The sequence below is a fragment of the Streptomyces monticola genome, from assembly GCF_042665355.1.
Taxonomy (GTDB): Bacteria; Actinomycetota; Actinomycetes; order Streptomycetales; family Streptomycetaceae; genus Streptomyces; species Streptomyces monticola.
In genome coordinates this window covers 39,772-54,645 of the sequence record NZ_JBHTCF010000017.1, presented here as the reverse complement: position 1 = coordinate 54,645, position 14,874 = coordinate 39,772, and the positions used below count along the sequence as shown (strand labels likewise).

Annotated in this window: 12 protein-coding genes; 9 read left to right on the top strand and 3 right to left on the bottom strand. The window is 68.4% G+C overall.

Features of this window, described 5'->3' with window-relative positions; all coding sequences use genetic code 11:
- Positions 1-104: 104 nt before the first annotated feature.
- Positions 105-377 (top strand): DUF397 domain-containing protein, encoded by a 273-nt coding sequence (locus ACFQVC_RS31335; protein ID WP_381836940.1) that lies wholly within the window; start codon positions 105-107, stop codon positions 375-377.
- Positions 378-463: 86 nt separating this feature from the next.
- Here ACFQVC_RS31335 and ACFQVC_RS31330 read toward each other — a convergent pair whose 3' ends face one another.
- From ACFQVC_RS31330 to eccE, 3 genes are all read right to left on the bottom strand, one after another.
- On the bottom strand, positions 464-3,532 hold the full coding sequence (locus tag ACFQVC_RS31330) for an SCO5717 family growth-regulating ATPase (protein WP_381836938.1): 3,069 nt from the start codon (positions 3,530-3,532) through the stop codon (positions 464-466).
- A gap of 324 nt (positions 3,533-3,856) precedes the next feature.
- Positions 3,857-4,708 carry a hypothetical protein gene (locus ACFQVC_RS31325; RefSeq protein WP_381836937.1) on the bottom strand — a complete coding sequence of 284 codons (852 nt, stop codon included), beginning with the start codon at positions 4,706-4,708 and terminating at the stop codon, positions 3,857-3,859.
- Positions 4,708-6,039 (bottom strand): type VII secretion protein EccE, encoded by a 1,332-nt coding sequence (eccE, locus tag ACFQVC_RS31320; protein WP_381836936.1) that lies wholly within the window; start codon positions 6,037-6,039, stop codon positions 4,708-4,710. The genes ACFQVC_RS31325 and eccE overlap by 1 nt, the downstream gene beginning before the upstream one ends.
- A 377-nt stretch (positions 6,040-6,416) precedes the next feature.
- On the opposite strand from eccE, the gene eccB reads away from it, so the two are divergent.
- The 8 genes from eccB (at position 6,417) to ACFQVC_RS31280 (ending at position 14,831) form a co-directional block, all read left to right on the top strand.
- Entirely contained in the window at positions 6,417-7,982 is a 1,566-nt protein-coding gene (gene eccB / locus ACFQVC_RS31315) for a type VII secretion protein EccB (protein WP_381836934.1), read from the top strand.
- 261 nt (positions 7,983-8,243) lie between these two features.
- The gene (locus ACFQVC_RS31310) at positions 8,244-8,555 is read left to right on the top strand and encodes a WXG100 family type VII secretion target (RefSeq protein WP_381836932.1); all 312 of its coding nucleotides are present in this window, start codon (positions 8,244-8,246) and stop codon (positions 8,553-8,555) included.
- Positions 8,556-8,647: 92 nt separating this feature from the next.
- Positions 8,648-8,932 (top strand): WXG100 family type VII secretion target, encoded by a 285-nt coding sequence (locus ACFQVC_RS31305; RefSeq protein ID WP_381836930.1) that lies wholly within the window; start codon positions 8,648-8,650, stop codon positions 8,930-8,932.
- Positions 8,933-9,220: 288 nt separating this feature from the next.
- The gene (mycP, locus tag ACFQVC_RS31300; protein ID WP_381836928.1) at positions 9,221-10,426 is read left to right on the top strand and encodes a type VII secretion-associated serine protease mycosin; all 1,206 of its coding nucleotides are present in this window, start codon (positions 9,221-9,223) and stop codon (positions 10,424-10,426) included.
- A gap of 72 nt (positions 10,427-10,498) precedes the next feature.
- Positions 10,499-10,849, top strand: a complete 351-nt coding sequence (locus ACFQVC_RS31295) for a hypothetical protein (protein ID WP_381836926.1) — start codon at positions 10,499-10,501, stop codon at positions 10,847-10,849.
- Positions 10,850-10,892: 43 nt separating this feature from the next.
- Entirely contained in the window at positions 10,893-12,404 is a 1,512-nt protein-coding gene (locus ACFQVC_RS31290) for a hypothetical protein (RefSeq protein ID WP_381836924.1), read from the top strand.
- An 87-nt stretch (positions 12,405-12,491) separates the two neighbouring features.
- Positions 12,492-13,838 (top strand): S8 family serine peptidase, encoded by a 1,347-nt coding sequence (locus ACFQVC_RS31285; protein ID WP_381836922.1) that lies wholly within the window; start codon positions 12,492-12,494, stop codon positions 13,836-13,838.
- 717 nt (positions 13,839-14,555) lie between these two features.
- Entirely contained in the window at positions 14,556-14,831 is a 276-nt protein-coding gene (locus ACFQVC_RS31280) for a hypothetical protein (protein ID WP_381836920.1), read from the top strand.
- Positions 14,832-14,874 lie beyond the last annotated feature (43 nt).

Here is a 14,874-nt window from a genome sequence, read left to right as displayed (position 1 = left end):
GAGCCGTGATCCCTCATTGGTCTAGCCCTCTGAAGCGCCACGGCGACGGCCCTCACGACGATAGAGTCCAGGCATCCGCAAGGCTCGTGGAACGGAGTGAACTGATGTCGACCGAGCAGTCCCCGGAGGACAAGGCGGCGCAGGCGGCGCGCAAGGAAGCCGAGAAGGACGCGCTGTACGCGATGGACATCAGCGGCGTCGAGTGGCACAGCGCCCCCGGCGGACCGCAGGACGAGAAGGTCGAGATCGCCTATCTGGAGGGCGGTGCCGTCGCGATGCGCAACTCCAAGGAGCCGCAGACGGTGCTGCGTTACACCGAGGCGGAGTGGCGGGCGTTCGTTCTCGGGGCGCGTGACGGGGAGTTCGATCTGAAGTAGGCGGTACGCCGGTCGTCTGCACAACTGCGGGCATGGCAAAGGGGGTTGGCGTCCGATGGCGCCAACCCCCTTTGTGTGAGCGGGTGTTACTGCTGCGTCCAGCCCGGCGGCACCGCACCCGGCTGCTGCTGTCCCTGCTGCTGGGGCTGCCCCGGCTGCTGCTGCCAGCCCTGCCCCTGCGGGGGCTGCTGGCCCGGCTGCTGCCAGCCCTGGCCCTGCTGCGGGGCGCCCTGCTGGGGGTAGCCCTGCTGCGGCGGCTGCTGGGCGTACCCCTGCGGGGGCTGCCCCGGCTGCTGCTGCATCTGCTGCTGGGCGCCGAAGCCCGCGCTCTGCTGGGCGCGCGAGATGTCCTCGGCGACCAGGGCCGAGAGATTGAAGTACGCCTCGCGGGTCTTGGGCCGCATCATGCCGAGGTCCACCTCGGCGCCCGCCGCGAGGTGCTCGTCGAACGGCACCACCTGGACGGCGCGGCAGCGCGTCTCGAAGTGCGCGACGATGTCCTCCACCTTGATCATCTTGCCGGTCTCGCGGACCCCGGAGATCACGGTGATCGACCGCTGTACGAGATCCGCGAAGCCGTGCGCCGACAGCCAGTCGAGGGTGGTCGACGCGGAGCTCGCACCGTCCACGGACGGCGTCGAGATAATGATCAGCTGGTCGGCCAGATCGAGCACTCCGCGCATCGCGCTGTAGAGCAGACCGGTACCCGAGTCGGTGAGGATGATCGGGTACTGACGGCCGAGCACGTCGAGCGCGCTGCGGTAGTCCTGGTCGTTGAAGGTGGTGGAGACCGCCGGGTCCACGTCGTTGGCGATGATCTCCAGGCCCGAGGGCGCCTGCGAGGTGTAACGGCGGATGTCCATATAGCTGTTGAGCTGCGGGATCGCCTGCACCAGGTCACGGATGGTGGCACCGGTCTCGCGTCGTACACGGCGGCCGAGGGTGCCCGCGTCCGGGTTGGCGTCGATCGCGAGGATCTTGTCCTGGCGCTCCGAGGCGAGCGTCGCACCGAGGGACATCGTCGTCGTGGTCTTGCCGACGCCGCCCTTGAGGGAGATCACCGCGATGCGGTAGCAGGACATCACCGGCGTACGGATCAGATCCAGCTTCCGCTGCCGCTCGGCCTCTTCCTTCTTGGCGCCGAGCTTGAAGCGGGACGGGCCCGCGTTGTTCTTGCGCTGCTTGGGCTGGTTGCGCAGGAGGCGGTCCGATGACAGCTCCACCGCGGCGTTGTAGCCGAGCGGCGTGCCGGGCGCGGCCTGCTGCTGCGGCTGCTGTGCGCCGGGGCCGGCCTGGCCCGGGTGCCCGCCCGACGACCAGTCCTGATTGGGGTGCGCCGGGCCGGGGGACTGGCCCTGCTGCGGCATCTGCTGGTGCTGGGGTGCCTGGGGCTGCGGGTGCTGCTGAGCCTGGGGCTGCTGCGGCATCGGCTGGCCCGGGTGCTGGCCCTGCTGGCCCGGGTGCTGGCCCTGTTGGGGCTGTTGGGGCTGTTGGGGCTGTACGGGGTGGGCCTGCGGGTGCTGCGGTGCCTGCTGCTGCGGGTGCTGCGGTGCCTGCTGCTGGTGCTGCGGCTGCTGGGGCATCGGCTGGCCGGGCTGGCCCTGCTGCTGGCCGGGCTGGGCCTGCTGCGGGTAGCCGTAACCGGGTTGCGGGGCACCCTGCGGGGCGCCGGTCTGCGGGTAGCCGTAGCCGGGCTGCTGCTGGGCCTGCGGGTGCTGCGGCGCCTGCTGCTGGGGCGCCTGCTGCGGCATCGGCTGACCCTGCTGCTGGCCGGGCTGGCCGGGCTGGCCGGGCTGGGGCTGTGCCTGCGGCAGCGGCTGCGCGGGACCGAACCCGCCCTGCGCGGGCTGCTGTTGGGGCTGCGCCTGCTGAGGGTAGCCGTAACCACCCTGCTGGGCCTGGGCGGCCGCGGCGGCTGCCGCTGCTGCCTGGGGGTCCTGCTGCGGCTGCTGCGGTGCCTGCTGCTGCGGGGCGTTCTGCACCTGCTGCGCGGGCTGGTAACCCTCGGGCAGCGGGGGCAGTTGCTGCTGCGGAGCGCCCTGGGGGGCCTGCGGCGCCTGCGGCTGCGCGGGGTCCTGAGTGGTGGGCTCCTGAGCGGTGGGCTCCGCCTCGGGCGCCTCGGGCGCCTCGGCGGCGGCGTCAGTGGTCTCCGGCTCAGGCTCCGACGCCGGCTCCTGAGACTCCTCCGACTCCGACTCCGACTCCGATTCCGACTGGGACTCCGCGTCCGTCTCCGCTGCGTTTTCCGCCTCGGGCTCGTCGTCCGGGGAGCCGAACAGCGCTGCCGCCTCGGCGTCCGCAGCCGCGTAGTTCAGGGCAGCGGACGACTCCGGCTGCTCGGACGACTCCGACTGCTCCGGCTCTTCCTGCTCCTGCGCGCTCTCGGCGGGAGTGGCGGGAGTGGCGGTCACAGGAGCAGCGGGCACACCGCTGTCCGTGTCGCCGGCCGGCCGCAGTACGGGGAAACCGGGCGCCGCGGGGGCATCTGCCGACGGAGCCGACGGAGCCGAGGGCGTCGACGGAGCGGGCGGAGCCGGAGAAGCGTCCGGTGTGGGCGCGGGCGAAACATCGGCCGACGGCGAGGGCGCGGGCGCCTGCTGCGGGTAGCCGTACCCCCCACCCGACGTGTCCTGGACGGACTGCGGAGTGGCGGACTGTGGTGCGGCGGCCGGGGGAGCGGCGGGTGCCGCCTGCTGGGCCTGCTGCTGCGGGTAGCCGTAACCGGGTTGCGGGGCACCCTGCGGGGCGCCGGTCTGCGGGTAGCCGTAACCAGCCCCGTCCGTCCCCTGCTGCGGAACCGCCGGCGGCGCCTGCTGCGGGTAGCCGTAGCCGGGCTGCGGGGCGCCGGCCTGCGGGTAGCCGTAACCGGCGCCGTCCGTCCCCTGCGGCCGCTGCGGCTGCTGCGGTGCGTACTGCTGATGCTGCTGTTGCCCGGGGGCGGGCGGCTGCTGTCCCTGCTGTCCCTGCGGGCCGAGCGGCGGACCGGTGGGCGGCGGCGCCGAGGCCTGGCCGGTGTGGCCGCTGCCGCTCGTGGATCCCTGGTCGTACCAAGCAGGAGGCTCGTAGACGATTTCGAACTCGCCCGTGAGGTCGAGCTCACGGTCGTCCCCGTCAGGGGACTGGCCGCCGTGGTAGTCGGACCGATCCCTGTTCACTGCTTGCCTCCTGGTCAGCCACTGCTGCTGAATGCGTCGTCGCGGTCGGGCGGTATGGGGGTGGCGCGTCCCACGCGTCTGCGACGCAACCGCATCACCAGAAGAGCCTAATCACTCGCACCGCGGTACGGGAAAGCGCCCTTGTGTGCGCTCCGTCTCCGCCGCTCGTTTGGTTGACGCTTCGTTGTACGACCGTTGTGAGCGACCCTCTTGTGCCGCTCGTTACTCCTCTGAGACCCGCGGCCCCGAGCACCGCAGTGCCCACCTTTCCGTCAAGCGGAAGGTGGGCACTGCGCCGCGGTGCGGGCGGTAACAAGGCCGCCCTCAGTCCATCCGCCGGGCCGCACCGAGCAGCCCCGTCTCCGCGTCGGTGGGCTCGGTCATCACGTACTTGCGGTGCTTGCGGGTGCACCACAGGGCCACGTTGTCGGAGAGCGTCGGCAGCAGCTGCAGATGCTCGGCGGGCACGCCGAGGGTCTCGCGTACGACCTCGGTCTCCTGCGGCGAGATCCGCTGGATACCGACCAGTTGGGCCTGGGCCAGCCAGCGCGGGGCGTGCTCGCCGACAAAGGGAAGCACGGTCACCACGGCCTGCCACGGCAGCGAGGTGACTCGGCCACGGGGCGGGCGTACACCACAGTCACGGATCAGGACGACCGGGCTGGACACCGACGGGCCCTGTGCCGGAACGCGTCCCACCGGGTACACGGTCACGCACTGCTGGCCGCCGCCGGCCGCCTGGGCGAGCTGCGTCCAGGCCTGCGGGCGGCCCGTCTCGACGGCCACGCGGGCGCCGGTCGCGGCCGCGCGCAGCGCGAGCACCTGCGCGAACCACAGACCGCCGACGACGACCACGTCGAAGGGGTTGGGGCGGGCGAGGCCGAGGACGGCGGGCTGGTTCTCGGTGTCGGTCCCGATGATCACGCCGTCGTCACCGATCGGCATGCTGATCGCCGCGATCTCCTCGGAGGTCACGACGTGGCGGTTGCGGCGCGGGCCGCGCAGGCCGAAGCCTGGGCTGAAGATACGGCGCTGCTGGTGCTGCTCCGGCGCCTCCGGCTGCTGCAGCAGCGGGATCATGCCGGTGTCGGTGGGCGAGGCGACGTGAGCGGGCCTGCGCTCGGGGTTCTGGCCGCGCTGCTGCCCCGGGTTCATGGTCGGCGAGGGGTAGGACATCAGTTCGTACCTCCGAGCGGCAGGGTGGCGAGGGCGCCGGGCACCTGTTCGCGGTCGAGCCGCACGAGGCCGACCTTGGAGGCGCCCGCGGCGCGCTCCAGCTCACGGCGCGCCTGGCCGAGTTCGTTCTCGCCGCGGCCGGTGATGCGGACATGGCCTGCGATGGCGATACCGCGGTTGCCGGCCCGGCTCAGCGTGGTGGAGAAGGTGGTGGCGAGCACCGGCAGCGAGGTGAACCGCGTGACCAGCTGCGGCAGCGCCACACCGCCGTCGCCCAGCTGTGGCCAGCGGGAGATCCAGTACGTGGTGTGCCAGCGGTCGTCGACGCGCCAGCTGCGGACCGCCTCGACGGTGCGGCGCTGTGCGGGCCGCCCGTCGTTGCTGTGCTGCGAGTTGGCGCGGGGGTTCAGGCAGCTGGACGTGGCGACGGCGTTGACCAGCTCGTTCTCGTCCAGGATGGTCGCCTCGAAGCCGGCGCCTGCGAGCCGGCTCGCCAGCTGGTCGGCGACGCGGAGCAGCGCGCGCTGGGCGCCGGGGATGCCGTCGCCGCGGGCCTCGACGGCCTCGGGGCACAGCTCGGGGTCGAGCTTGAGGGCGATCCAGGTGAGCCGCAGCGCGGGCGATCCCGCCTGGGCCTGCAGCGGTCCGTACGACCGCGCGGCGACCGACTGCTGCGGCAGGTGCGGGGCGGGCGCGGGCTGGGTGTGCTGCACGATCTGCGCGGAGGCCAGCCGGATGCCGTCGACCTCGAGCGCGTCCTGGACCAGCTGCAACGGCAGCTGCCTGCGCGGGACTTCGGGGCGCAGGGGCTCATTGCTGGGCTGTACGAAGAGCACGGCGGTCAGGAACGAGCCGTCGCCGATCATGCCGATGGAGCGGTCGTCACGCGAGACGAAGCTGTACGTGCGCAGGGCCGGGTCGCACTCGACGGCGGGCGCCAGCATCGGGTCCGTGCCCGGCGACACCGGCATCTTGGCCTCGCGCTGGCGGTGCTTGAGGGCGCGGGCCGTCTCGTACCACTCGGGAAGCGGGCGGTGATGGCGGCGCAGGATGGCGAGCAGCACGAGCAGTGCGGCCACGGCACCGGCCGGGGCGAGCAGCCAGCGCTCGGTGACCCAGGCGGCCAGCATGATCGCGGCGGCGAGCTCCACCAGGATGAGCTGCTGGAGGCGCAGCGGACCGAGGCCGCCGGGGCGCGGCAGGGTGCGCGGTGCGGCGGATGTGGTGGCCGCGGGAGCCGGAGCCGGAGCCGGGGCGGGCCTGCCTCGGCCGCCGCCGCCCGGCTGCTGCTGTGCGCGGCGTCCGCGCCGAGTGCTCGTAGCGCTGGTCATCCCCCGGGACATCCCTTTCGCAAAGTGGCATCAGTTGATCTGTGGCGTACGACTGCGACGGTGACTTCCGTCGACCACGGTGACTTCGTGGCTCGTCGCGCACTGCGGTGCCCTGTGTCGTGTGGGAGGTCACGCTACCCGCTGATGAGGCCCCCGCGACACGGGGGCCGGGCCAGGAAAGTGGGGCGGGCCTGTGAACTTCCCGTACAGAGCGTGGTCGCAGAGCGAACCTGGTGGACCACGCCCCGGTGGCGCAGTGCATAGTAGGTGCCCTGTTGTGCTTAACCGGCTCTTAGATGCGCGTGATGCGGCCTGGAACCGGCCGGGGGGCGACAGCTGAGCATGGCAAAACGGGAGAAACGGGAGAGCTGGGACACATGGCAAAGCGTCGGGATGAGCTCGCCGCCTATACGTTCGCGCGCAAGCGCACTGTCGCGGCGTTCCTGGCACCGGAGCCGGGGGGCTCGGAAGAGGGTGCACCGCGCCCGGTTCGCACCGTGATGCCCAGTTTGGCGATCGGTGTCGTTCTCGTCATCGGCTTCATCGCCTGGGGTGTGATCAAGCCTGCGGCGCCCAAGGGTTGGGACACCCCCGGCGAGCACATCATCGTCGACAGCGACTCCACGACGCGCTACATCGTCCTCAAGGAGGGCGGTGACAAGGTTCTCCACCCGGTGCTCAACTACGCATCGGCCAAGCTCCTGCTCGACAAGGGCAAGGGCACGGTCATCGAGGTGCCGGCCAAGGAGATCGACAAGAGCGGCATCCGGCACGGCTCGACCATCGGCATTCCTTACGCTCCCGACCGGATGCCCGCCAAGGACGACGCGGAGACACCGAAGACCTGGGCGGTCTGCGAGCGCCCCGCCAAGGGTGGCAAGACCCTCGACCGCGCGGTCTTCGTCCTCAACAAGGAAGACGCCGAGGCGGTGAACGACGAGGGCAAGGTCAGCTCCAAGGAAGCCCTCTACGTCTACGAGCCCGAGTCGAAGCTGCGGTTCCTCGTCGACGGCAAGGGCAACGTCTTCCGCCTCGGCAACAACGAGGTGAACGCGGATCCGGTGCAGACCAGGAACCTGCTCAACGCCGTCGTCGGCGGCTCGGCCGAACCGCAGCCGGTCAGCGCGCAGTGGCTCAAGACGCTCCGGGACAGGGGCCCGATCACCTTCCCGGATGTCCCGGGCGCGGGCGGGACGACCGGCGTCCAGGGCCTGCCCGAGGAAGCGACCACGATCGGCAAGGTCCTCAAGGCCGAGGACGCCCAGGGCGAGGGGTACTTCGTCGTCCTGAAGGACGAGGTCGCGGCCATCTCCCCGTTCGTGGCGGGCCTGCTGAGGAACTCCCCGACCGCCAAGCTCGCGTACGGCACCGAGAGCGCCGAGCCGATCGAGGTCGACGCGACGGACATCACCGCGGCCAACGGCGGCGAAGTGCCCGAGTTCTTCAACGACAAGGGCTGGCCGCAGCGGCCGCCCAAGCAGGCCAACGCCGTGGACGAGGCCACCGGCACGGTGAACAACACCTCGTGCAGCGTCTTCGACGGCAAGGCCTCAAGGAGTGGGCTCGGCCTCGCCGCCTGGGCGGGCAAGGCCTACCCGAAGAAGGTCATCGCGGACTCCCTGAACGCGTATGTCTCCTCCGGCTCGGGCCTGATCTTCCAGGAGGTCAGGAGCGCGACGGGCGGCGGTGGCGGGTGGTACCTGCTGACGGACACGGGCCTGCGCTACTCGCTCCCGTCCGGCAACGACAGTGCGGCGGACAAGGACGGCAGCAAGGCCACGGGCTCCAAGGACGGACAGCCCTCGGAGACGGACAAGGCCCGCACCCGCCTCGGCTACGAGAAGGTCAAGCGGCCTGCGATCGTCCCGCGCAACTGGGCCGAATTCATCCCCAAGGGGCCGATGCTGGACACCGGAAGCGCCGCGCAGGAGCAGAGCCAGTAGCCAGTGAGGCTCGCACTTGGCGATGGAGCTCAGGCGATGGGGCTCAAATGGGTTGCACCTGCCCCGACTTGAGCCCCACCAATCACAGCTCCGTCGCGTGAGTGTGTGAAGTCTGTAACTGATCGCAGCTGCCGCTGGATGTGTGACAGCCGAGCGATAGAGTGCTGACAGCGCTCATTGATGTTTATGCAGAAGTGACGTCACTACCCGAGAAGCGGTACGGGCTTCTCGGGACCACAACGACATGGGGGAAGGTTCACCATGGCCGGCCAGTTTCGGGTAACAGAAGATCAGCTCGCCAAGCTCTCGGGCGACATCAACACGGCGAACGGTCAGATCCAGGGCGAGATCCGCCGCCTCAACGGCGTGATCGAGCAGATCGCGGGCGGCTGGCAGGGCCAGGCAGCCAAGTCCTACCACTCGCTGCAGGAGCGGTGGAACACGGACGCGAAGAGGATGAGCGACATCCTCCAGGACATCAAGGAAGCCGTGGACTCCACGCGGAGCAACTACACCGCGTCGGAAGAGCAGCAGAACTCCGAGATCAGCAAGATCATGTCGGACTTCGGCTGATCGTCGCGTAGCAGGAGCCGAATCTGCTGGAAAGCAGAACAGCGCTCCGCTCTCACCACCAACTTCCGCAATCTCCCTGAAAGGGGACGACGATGTCCATTCTCGTCAATTACGCAACCATCACCAACGCCGCCACCGACGTGCGCACCACGGCCGGCCGCATCAAGCAGCAGCTGGACGACATCGAGGGCGCGGTCAAGACCGTCGCCGCCACCTGGGAAGGTGAAGCGCAGGAGGGTTACCAGCGCAAGCAGCGCGAGTGGGACCAGACCGCGCAGAGCCTGCACCAGACGCTGATGAAGATCGCCTCGGCGCTGCAGAACTCGGCCGAGAACTACCAGGCCACTGAGAAGCAGAACGCCAACACCTGGGGCTGAGCGGACATCTGTTCCGCAGCTTGAGGTGGCCTGAGGCGAATGGCCTGAGGTGTTGAGGGAGGCCCGGTCGGCGCGAAACTGCGCGGACTGGGCCGAACTCGCCTCGGCATGCATTCGCTTGGGGCGACTGATTCACACTTCCAGCTTTTCGCTCTTCTGGCTTCTTGCTGTTTACCGCTACTAGTTCTTGTTGTTGACAAGGCATCCCTGGGGGTCCTGAACATGGGGGTCCTGACACCCCGTACACGCCGTACGCGTGGAACCCGCCCACTGCAGCGGGCCGTTGGCGTGCTCGCGGTCACCGGGATCTGCCTGGCCACCGCGTCACCGGCATTCGCCGACTCCGATCCGGAGAACCCCGAATTCACTCTCAACTCCAGCTCGGAGTGCGAATTCGGCGGAAAGAACATCAAATCCACCCCCTGGTCGCTGCAGCGCATACTCATGGACCAGCTGCGCGAGAAGGCCACCGGCAAGGGCGTCACGGTCGCTGTCATCGACACGGGAGTCGACGACAGCAACGACCAGCTGACCGGCCAGATGGCCTCGGGCGGCAAGGACTTCGTCGGCAAGGCCAAGGACGGGACGCAGGACGTCGAGGGGCACGGCACCCGAGTCGCCGGCATCATCGCGGCCAAGCCGATGGCGGGCACCGGCTTCCGGGGCATCGCCCGCGACGCCAAGATCCTTCCGATCCGCTACACCGGCGCCGAGGTCGGCGGAAAGCCCAAGCAGGGCAACTCGAACACCATGGCTGCCGCGATCGACTACGCGGTCCAGCAGGACGTCGACATCATCAACATCTCCTCGGACACGACCAAGCGCCAGAACCCGCCCCCTCTGGCCGCGGCGGTGAAGAAGGCGGTGGACGCCGGAATCCTGGTCGTCGCGGCATCCGGTAACGACGGCGCGGACGGCAAGTCCAGGGACACCTACCCGGCCGCCTACGACGGCGTCCTCGCGGTGGCGGCATCCGACCGCAACGACGAGCGCGCCTTCTTCTCCCAGGCCGGCGACTTCGTCGACATCGCGGCCCCCGGCGTCGGCATGGTCTCGACGGTGCCCGTCGGCGGCCAGTGCTCGGACGACGGCACGAGCTTCGCGGCCCCGTACGTGGCCGGGGTGGCGGCGCTGATGATGGAGAAGTACCCGGAGTGGAAGACGCCGCAGATCGTCGCGCGGATGCAGGAGACGGCACAGCGCCCGACAACTGACCCGGACCGTTATCTGGGTTGGGGCGTGGTCGACCCGATCGCCGCGCTGTCGGACGACACCGAGCCCGGCATGACCCCCAAGCCCGAAGCGCCCAAGCAGGCGGGTTCTGGTCAGGTGACCCCCATGAAGGTCACCATGGGGGAGAGCGAGGCCGAGCGGGAGCAGCGCGTTTCCATCTACGTGGTGGGGGCCGGGTTGCTGTTGGTGCTTGTTACCGGGGGGAGTGGAATTGCTATTCGTGACTGGCGGCGGAAGCACTCCGCGCGGACTGGGAGTTGATGCCAGGTTGGACGGCATCGACCAGTCAAGGCATCTGAGAGAACTTAGGACATCGGGGAGAGGACACGGGGTATGAGCGGCGGCGGAATGCGGGTTGATCTGAGCGCGCTGGATGAGGTCATCAGCAAGCTCAAGGGTCTCCTGAACGACATGGGTAAAGCGAAGTCGAAGGCGAAGTACGAGACGAATATTTCGCAGACGGCTCTGGGGAGTATGGAGTTTCTTGAGTCCAACTCGCTTTATGCTGCGCATGAGAAGGAAAAGCAGAGGATCGAGACCATGATCAATGGCCTTGAGGAGCTGGTCGACAAGTTCAGCACGTCCACCTCGAAGGTCAGGGATAAGTACGACAACCAAGAAGCCGCCGTGAAGCAGAACATGGGCGGGGACTCTGGTCCGGCCAAGAAGGGCTCGTCCTTCTAGGTAACTTCTGGTGCTGGCGCACTGAACGGAGGGGAAACGAAATATGTACGGACCAGGGTATTACAACCCTCAGCTGGCCGAGCAGCAGCAGAAGGCCCGCGAGGAGCGGCAACAGAAGGAGCATGACGACAAGCTCAAGTCGTCTGCGAACGGCGGACAGGCTACGTTCGACCGCAGTGAACTTGAGACTCAGTTCATGCCGATGGGGATCCCCAAGCTGAAGGAACTGATCCAAAACTCGGACCCGGACGCGGTGGAAGCGTGCAGTGAGCACTGGACCGCGGTCCACAACATCCTTTCGGGCGGTGGCGACAGCGGCAGCCCCACGAAAGGCAGTGTCGCCGGGCTGATGCAGACTGCTGTCGAGAACGTCCTTGAGCACTGGCAGGGCGACGCGGCAGAGGCTTTCCGCAAGAAGGCCAACGAAGTCCAGAAGAACATTATCAACGGCGCCTACTGGGCTCATCACACGGCGAAGACCATGAAGGCGGCCGCCACCGATCTCAGGGAATCCAAGAAGGCCATCGAAAAGATCGAAGAGCCTTCTGGGTGGGACAGCGCCTGGGACCGGGCCTTCGATCCGGAGCGTGACGACAGTCAGCTTCAGGAAGACATCAAGAAGGGCGCGGAGTCGAAGGCTGCGGCCGAGGCCAACGCGGAGTCCCTGTCGCTGGGCAAGCAGCGGCAGATGGAGGCCGTCGCGGTTATGGAGCCGCTGGCCTTCAACTACACGCGGTACGCCAAGCCGCCGATTCGTAACGACAACGACCCGTTCCCGCCCCCGCCGAGCGACGGGGTGGTTATGCCCCCGCCGGTCACTCCGGGCGGTGTCGGTGCTGGTGGTCCCGGAGGGGCCGGAGGCGCTGCCAAGCCCTGGAACGCTGGTCCGCCTAAGGGCGTTGGTGCTGCCCCGACCGTTCCCCGTGACAAGGGGATCACCGGTGGATCTCAGCTGCCGGCGGCGAACACGAACACGAACTCCCTTTCGCCTGGCCTGACTGACAAGACCTCTCTTCCAGGTGGAGGAGGTCCCGGCCTGCCGAGCGGTGGCGGTGGCGGCTCCACCGGCGGAGCAAACCCTGTAGTGCCCGGCGGCGGTCCCGGCCTCACGGGTGGCGGCGGACGGACTGGCCCTGGGCCCGCGGGTGGACGCGGCGGCATTGCCGGCGGCGGCGCTGGTGGCGCCAACCGCGGAGCCGCAGGCCGAGCCGGAATGGGCGGTATGGGCGGCGGCGGTATGGGTGCCGGCGGCCGAGCCGGGGCCGGTGCCGGTGGGCGCGGCGCCCTGGCCAAGGCTCGCGGTGGTGTCGTCGGCGCGGCCAAGGGCATCACAGGCAAGGGTACGGGCGGTGGCGCGGGCCTGCACGGCAGCCGAGGTGGCAGCCAGCGCGGTGGCATGGCCGGCGGTATGGCCGGTGGCATGGGCGGTGGCCGTGGACGTCGTCCCGGGGAGGACAAGGACGGACGCGACCGTCCCGACTACCTCGTCGAGGACGAAGAGACCTGGATCTCGGAAGAGGACCGCAAGAAGAACGTGCCGAAGAACATCGAGTAGGCACACGAGCGAGCCAGCAGCAAATCTGCGGCTGGCTCGCGTATGAAGGCTGGTGGAACCAGTCGTAATTGAGTGAGGAGCAAGGAATTGGGAGCCAAGCGAGTCTGGTCCACGGCGGGAGTCGCGGCATTGACGGGAGCCTTGCTCCTCACCTCAGCCCCATTGGCATCGGCCGATGACATCCGTGACAAGCAGTGGCCACTGAAGGTCTTTGATGCGGAGCGAATTTGGTCCATTGCGCAGGGGCAGGGCGTCACCGTCGCGGTGGTGGACACCGGCGTGGATCCCAACCACCCCGACCTCACCGGCCAAGTCCTTCCGGGGAAGGATATGTATGGCCGGGATCCATACGATGAAGAGGTAGGGGATGGGCATGGCACGGCGATGGCCAGTCTCATCGCAGGCCACGGGCACGGGCCGAACAACGCCGACGGCGTGAAGGGCTTGGCGCCGAAGGCCAAGATCCTCCCGGTGAGGGCCGATGACCCCGAGGAGAACGGCAAGATCGTCGGGCTCAAGTGGGATGACGGGGTGCGCTATGCCGTAGACCAGGGTGCGAAGGTAATCAACCTTTCCCTTAGTGGTCCTTCCGCCACTATGTCACCGGACCAGGTAAAGGCTATTGAGTATGCTCGAGCGCATGACGTAGTGGTCGTGGCGGCAACCGGCAACGAAGGAATCCCGGTTGAGTACCCAGCTGCTTTCCCAGGAGTAGTAGCAGTAGGAGCCGTCGATGATTCACTCACCCTCACGGGCAATTCCAACTACGGCAAAGACAAGCTCAGGAAGGGCGAGCAGCAGGGAGTAACCCTCGTCGCACCCGGCGCCGAGATCCCCGGCGCAATGCCTACTGAGAGCAGCGGATACGCCGTGCGCTCAGGTACCTCCGACTCCACCGCCTACGTCTCAGCCGCAGCCGCCCTCATTCGCTCCAAGTACCCCGACCTCACCGCAGGCCAGGTGGTCAACCGCCTCGTCAAGTCGGCGAAGTTGCCTTCTGGCCTGAAGGCCCCCGACGAGAAGTACGGCTACGGTGTCCTCCGCCCCGGCTCCGCCCTGATCAACGACATTCCCAAGGGTCCGAAGGAAGGGCCGCTTCGGCAGCCGTCCTCGTCGGAGTCCAAGGCGGGGAGTGAGCCCAGCGATGGCGGTGCCACGACGGACCAGGCCAAGAAGAAGGACAAGTCCTCGTCCGGCATGATCTTCCTGATTGCCGGTATCGCGGCTGTCGTGGTGATCGGCGGCATCATCTTCGCCGTCGTCCGCAGTCGTCGGAACCGCGGTGGCGGTGGTCCCGGTCCTGGAGGCGGCGCGCCCGGGGGCGGTCCTGGCTTCCCGAATCAGCCGCCGTACCCCAATTCCGGGTATCAGCAGGGCACATACCCGGGAGCACCCGGGCAAGGGCATCAGAACCAGAACCCGTACGGGCAATAGCTGAAAGTCCGACATTGTTGGTTCTGTGAGGGACAGCTGAGGGCCGCTGGTGCAGATTTGCACCAGCGGCCCTTTTCTATGTCCGTCCTGCCTGGTTGCCGCGTTCGTATAGCGATGCAATAGCGTACGGCTATGTCCACAGCACCGCCGCCGCAGCCTGGCGGATTTGGCGCTCCTGGTTCGTACCCGCCGCAGAATCCCCCGCCCCAGGCATACGGGCAACCTCCCCACGTGCAGCAGGGATACGTACAACCGGGATACGGGCAGTCGGCCGGCGGGCCTCAGGCGTACGCCCATGGGCCGGCCGGGGGTTGGGGCGGTGGGGGCGTGCCGGCCGGGCCGCCGCCCCGACGTAGTAACCGGGCCGGTGGATAGTCCTCGGGGTCGTGCTCGTGCTGGCCCTGGTGGCCACCGCTGTCGTGCTGAATTTGCAGGGGAACTCGGACGACAAGGACAAGAACGCGGGGCCGCCCCGATATCGGCTGGAGCTGCCTCGTCGCGTTTTCGAGGGGCTGTTCCTGCGGGAGCGGCGTTCGAGCGCGGCTCCACCTGGCGACGGCAGCTGGGACGCTGCCGATGTCGCCAACTGGAAGGGGCTGCAAGGGCGTTACGTGGAAGAGAACGCGACCGACTTCAGCCGTACCTACTCGTTCGCCGGCCTGTACGGCGATGTGAAGAGGCCGAGCCGAGTGCGGGACGCTCTCCCTGCGGGGTGCGGTGGAACGCAAGGACACGATGGTCGGCGTTCGCGCCAAGGAGTTCACCGTCAAGGGCCTCAAGATCGGCTGTCAGATGGTGGTCAGGGACGCGCCCCAGGGAACCAAGTACAAGGTTCCGACGGTGGTTTGCGCCTGGGCCGACGCGGACACGGCCGGCGCGGTTTCCATCACCACCGAGCACTACTACTACGAGGAATCAGAGGACATCGACCTCAAGTCCGAGGCGCAGTCGACGTATGAACTCCGTGGAGATCTTCGGAAGCGTATTCCGTAAGACGGATTCCGTAACGCGCATTCCGTAAGAGATGGCGCAAGTG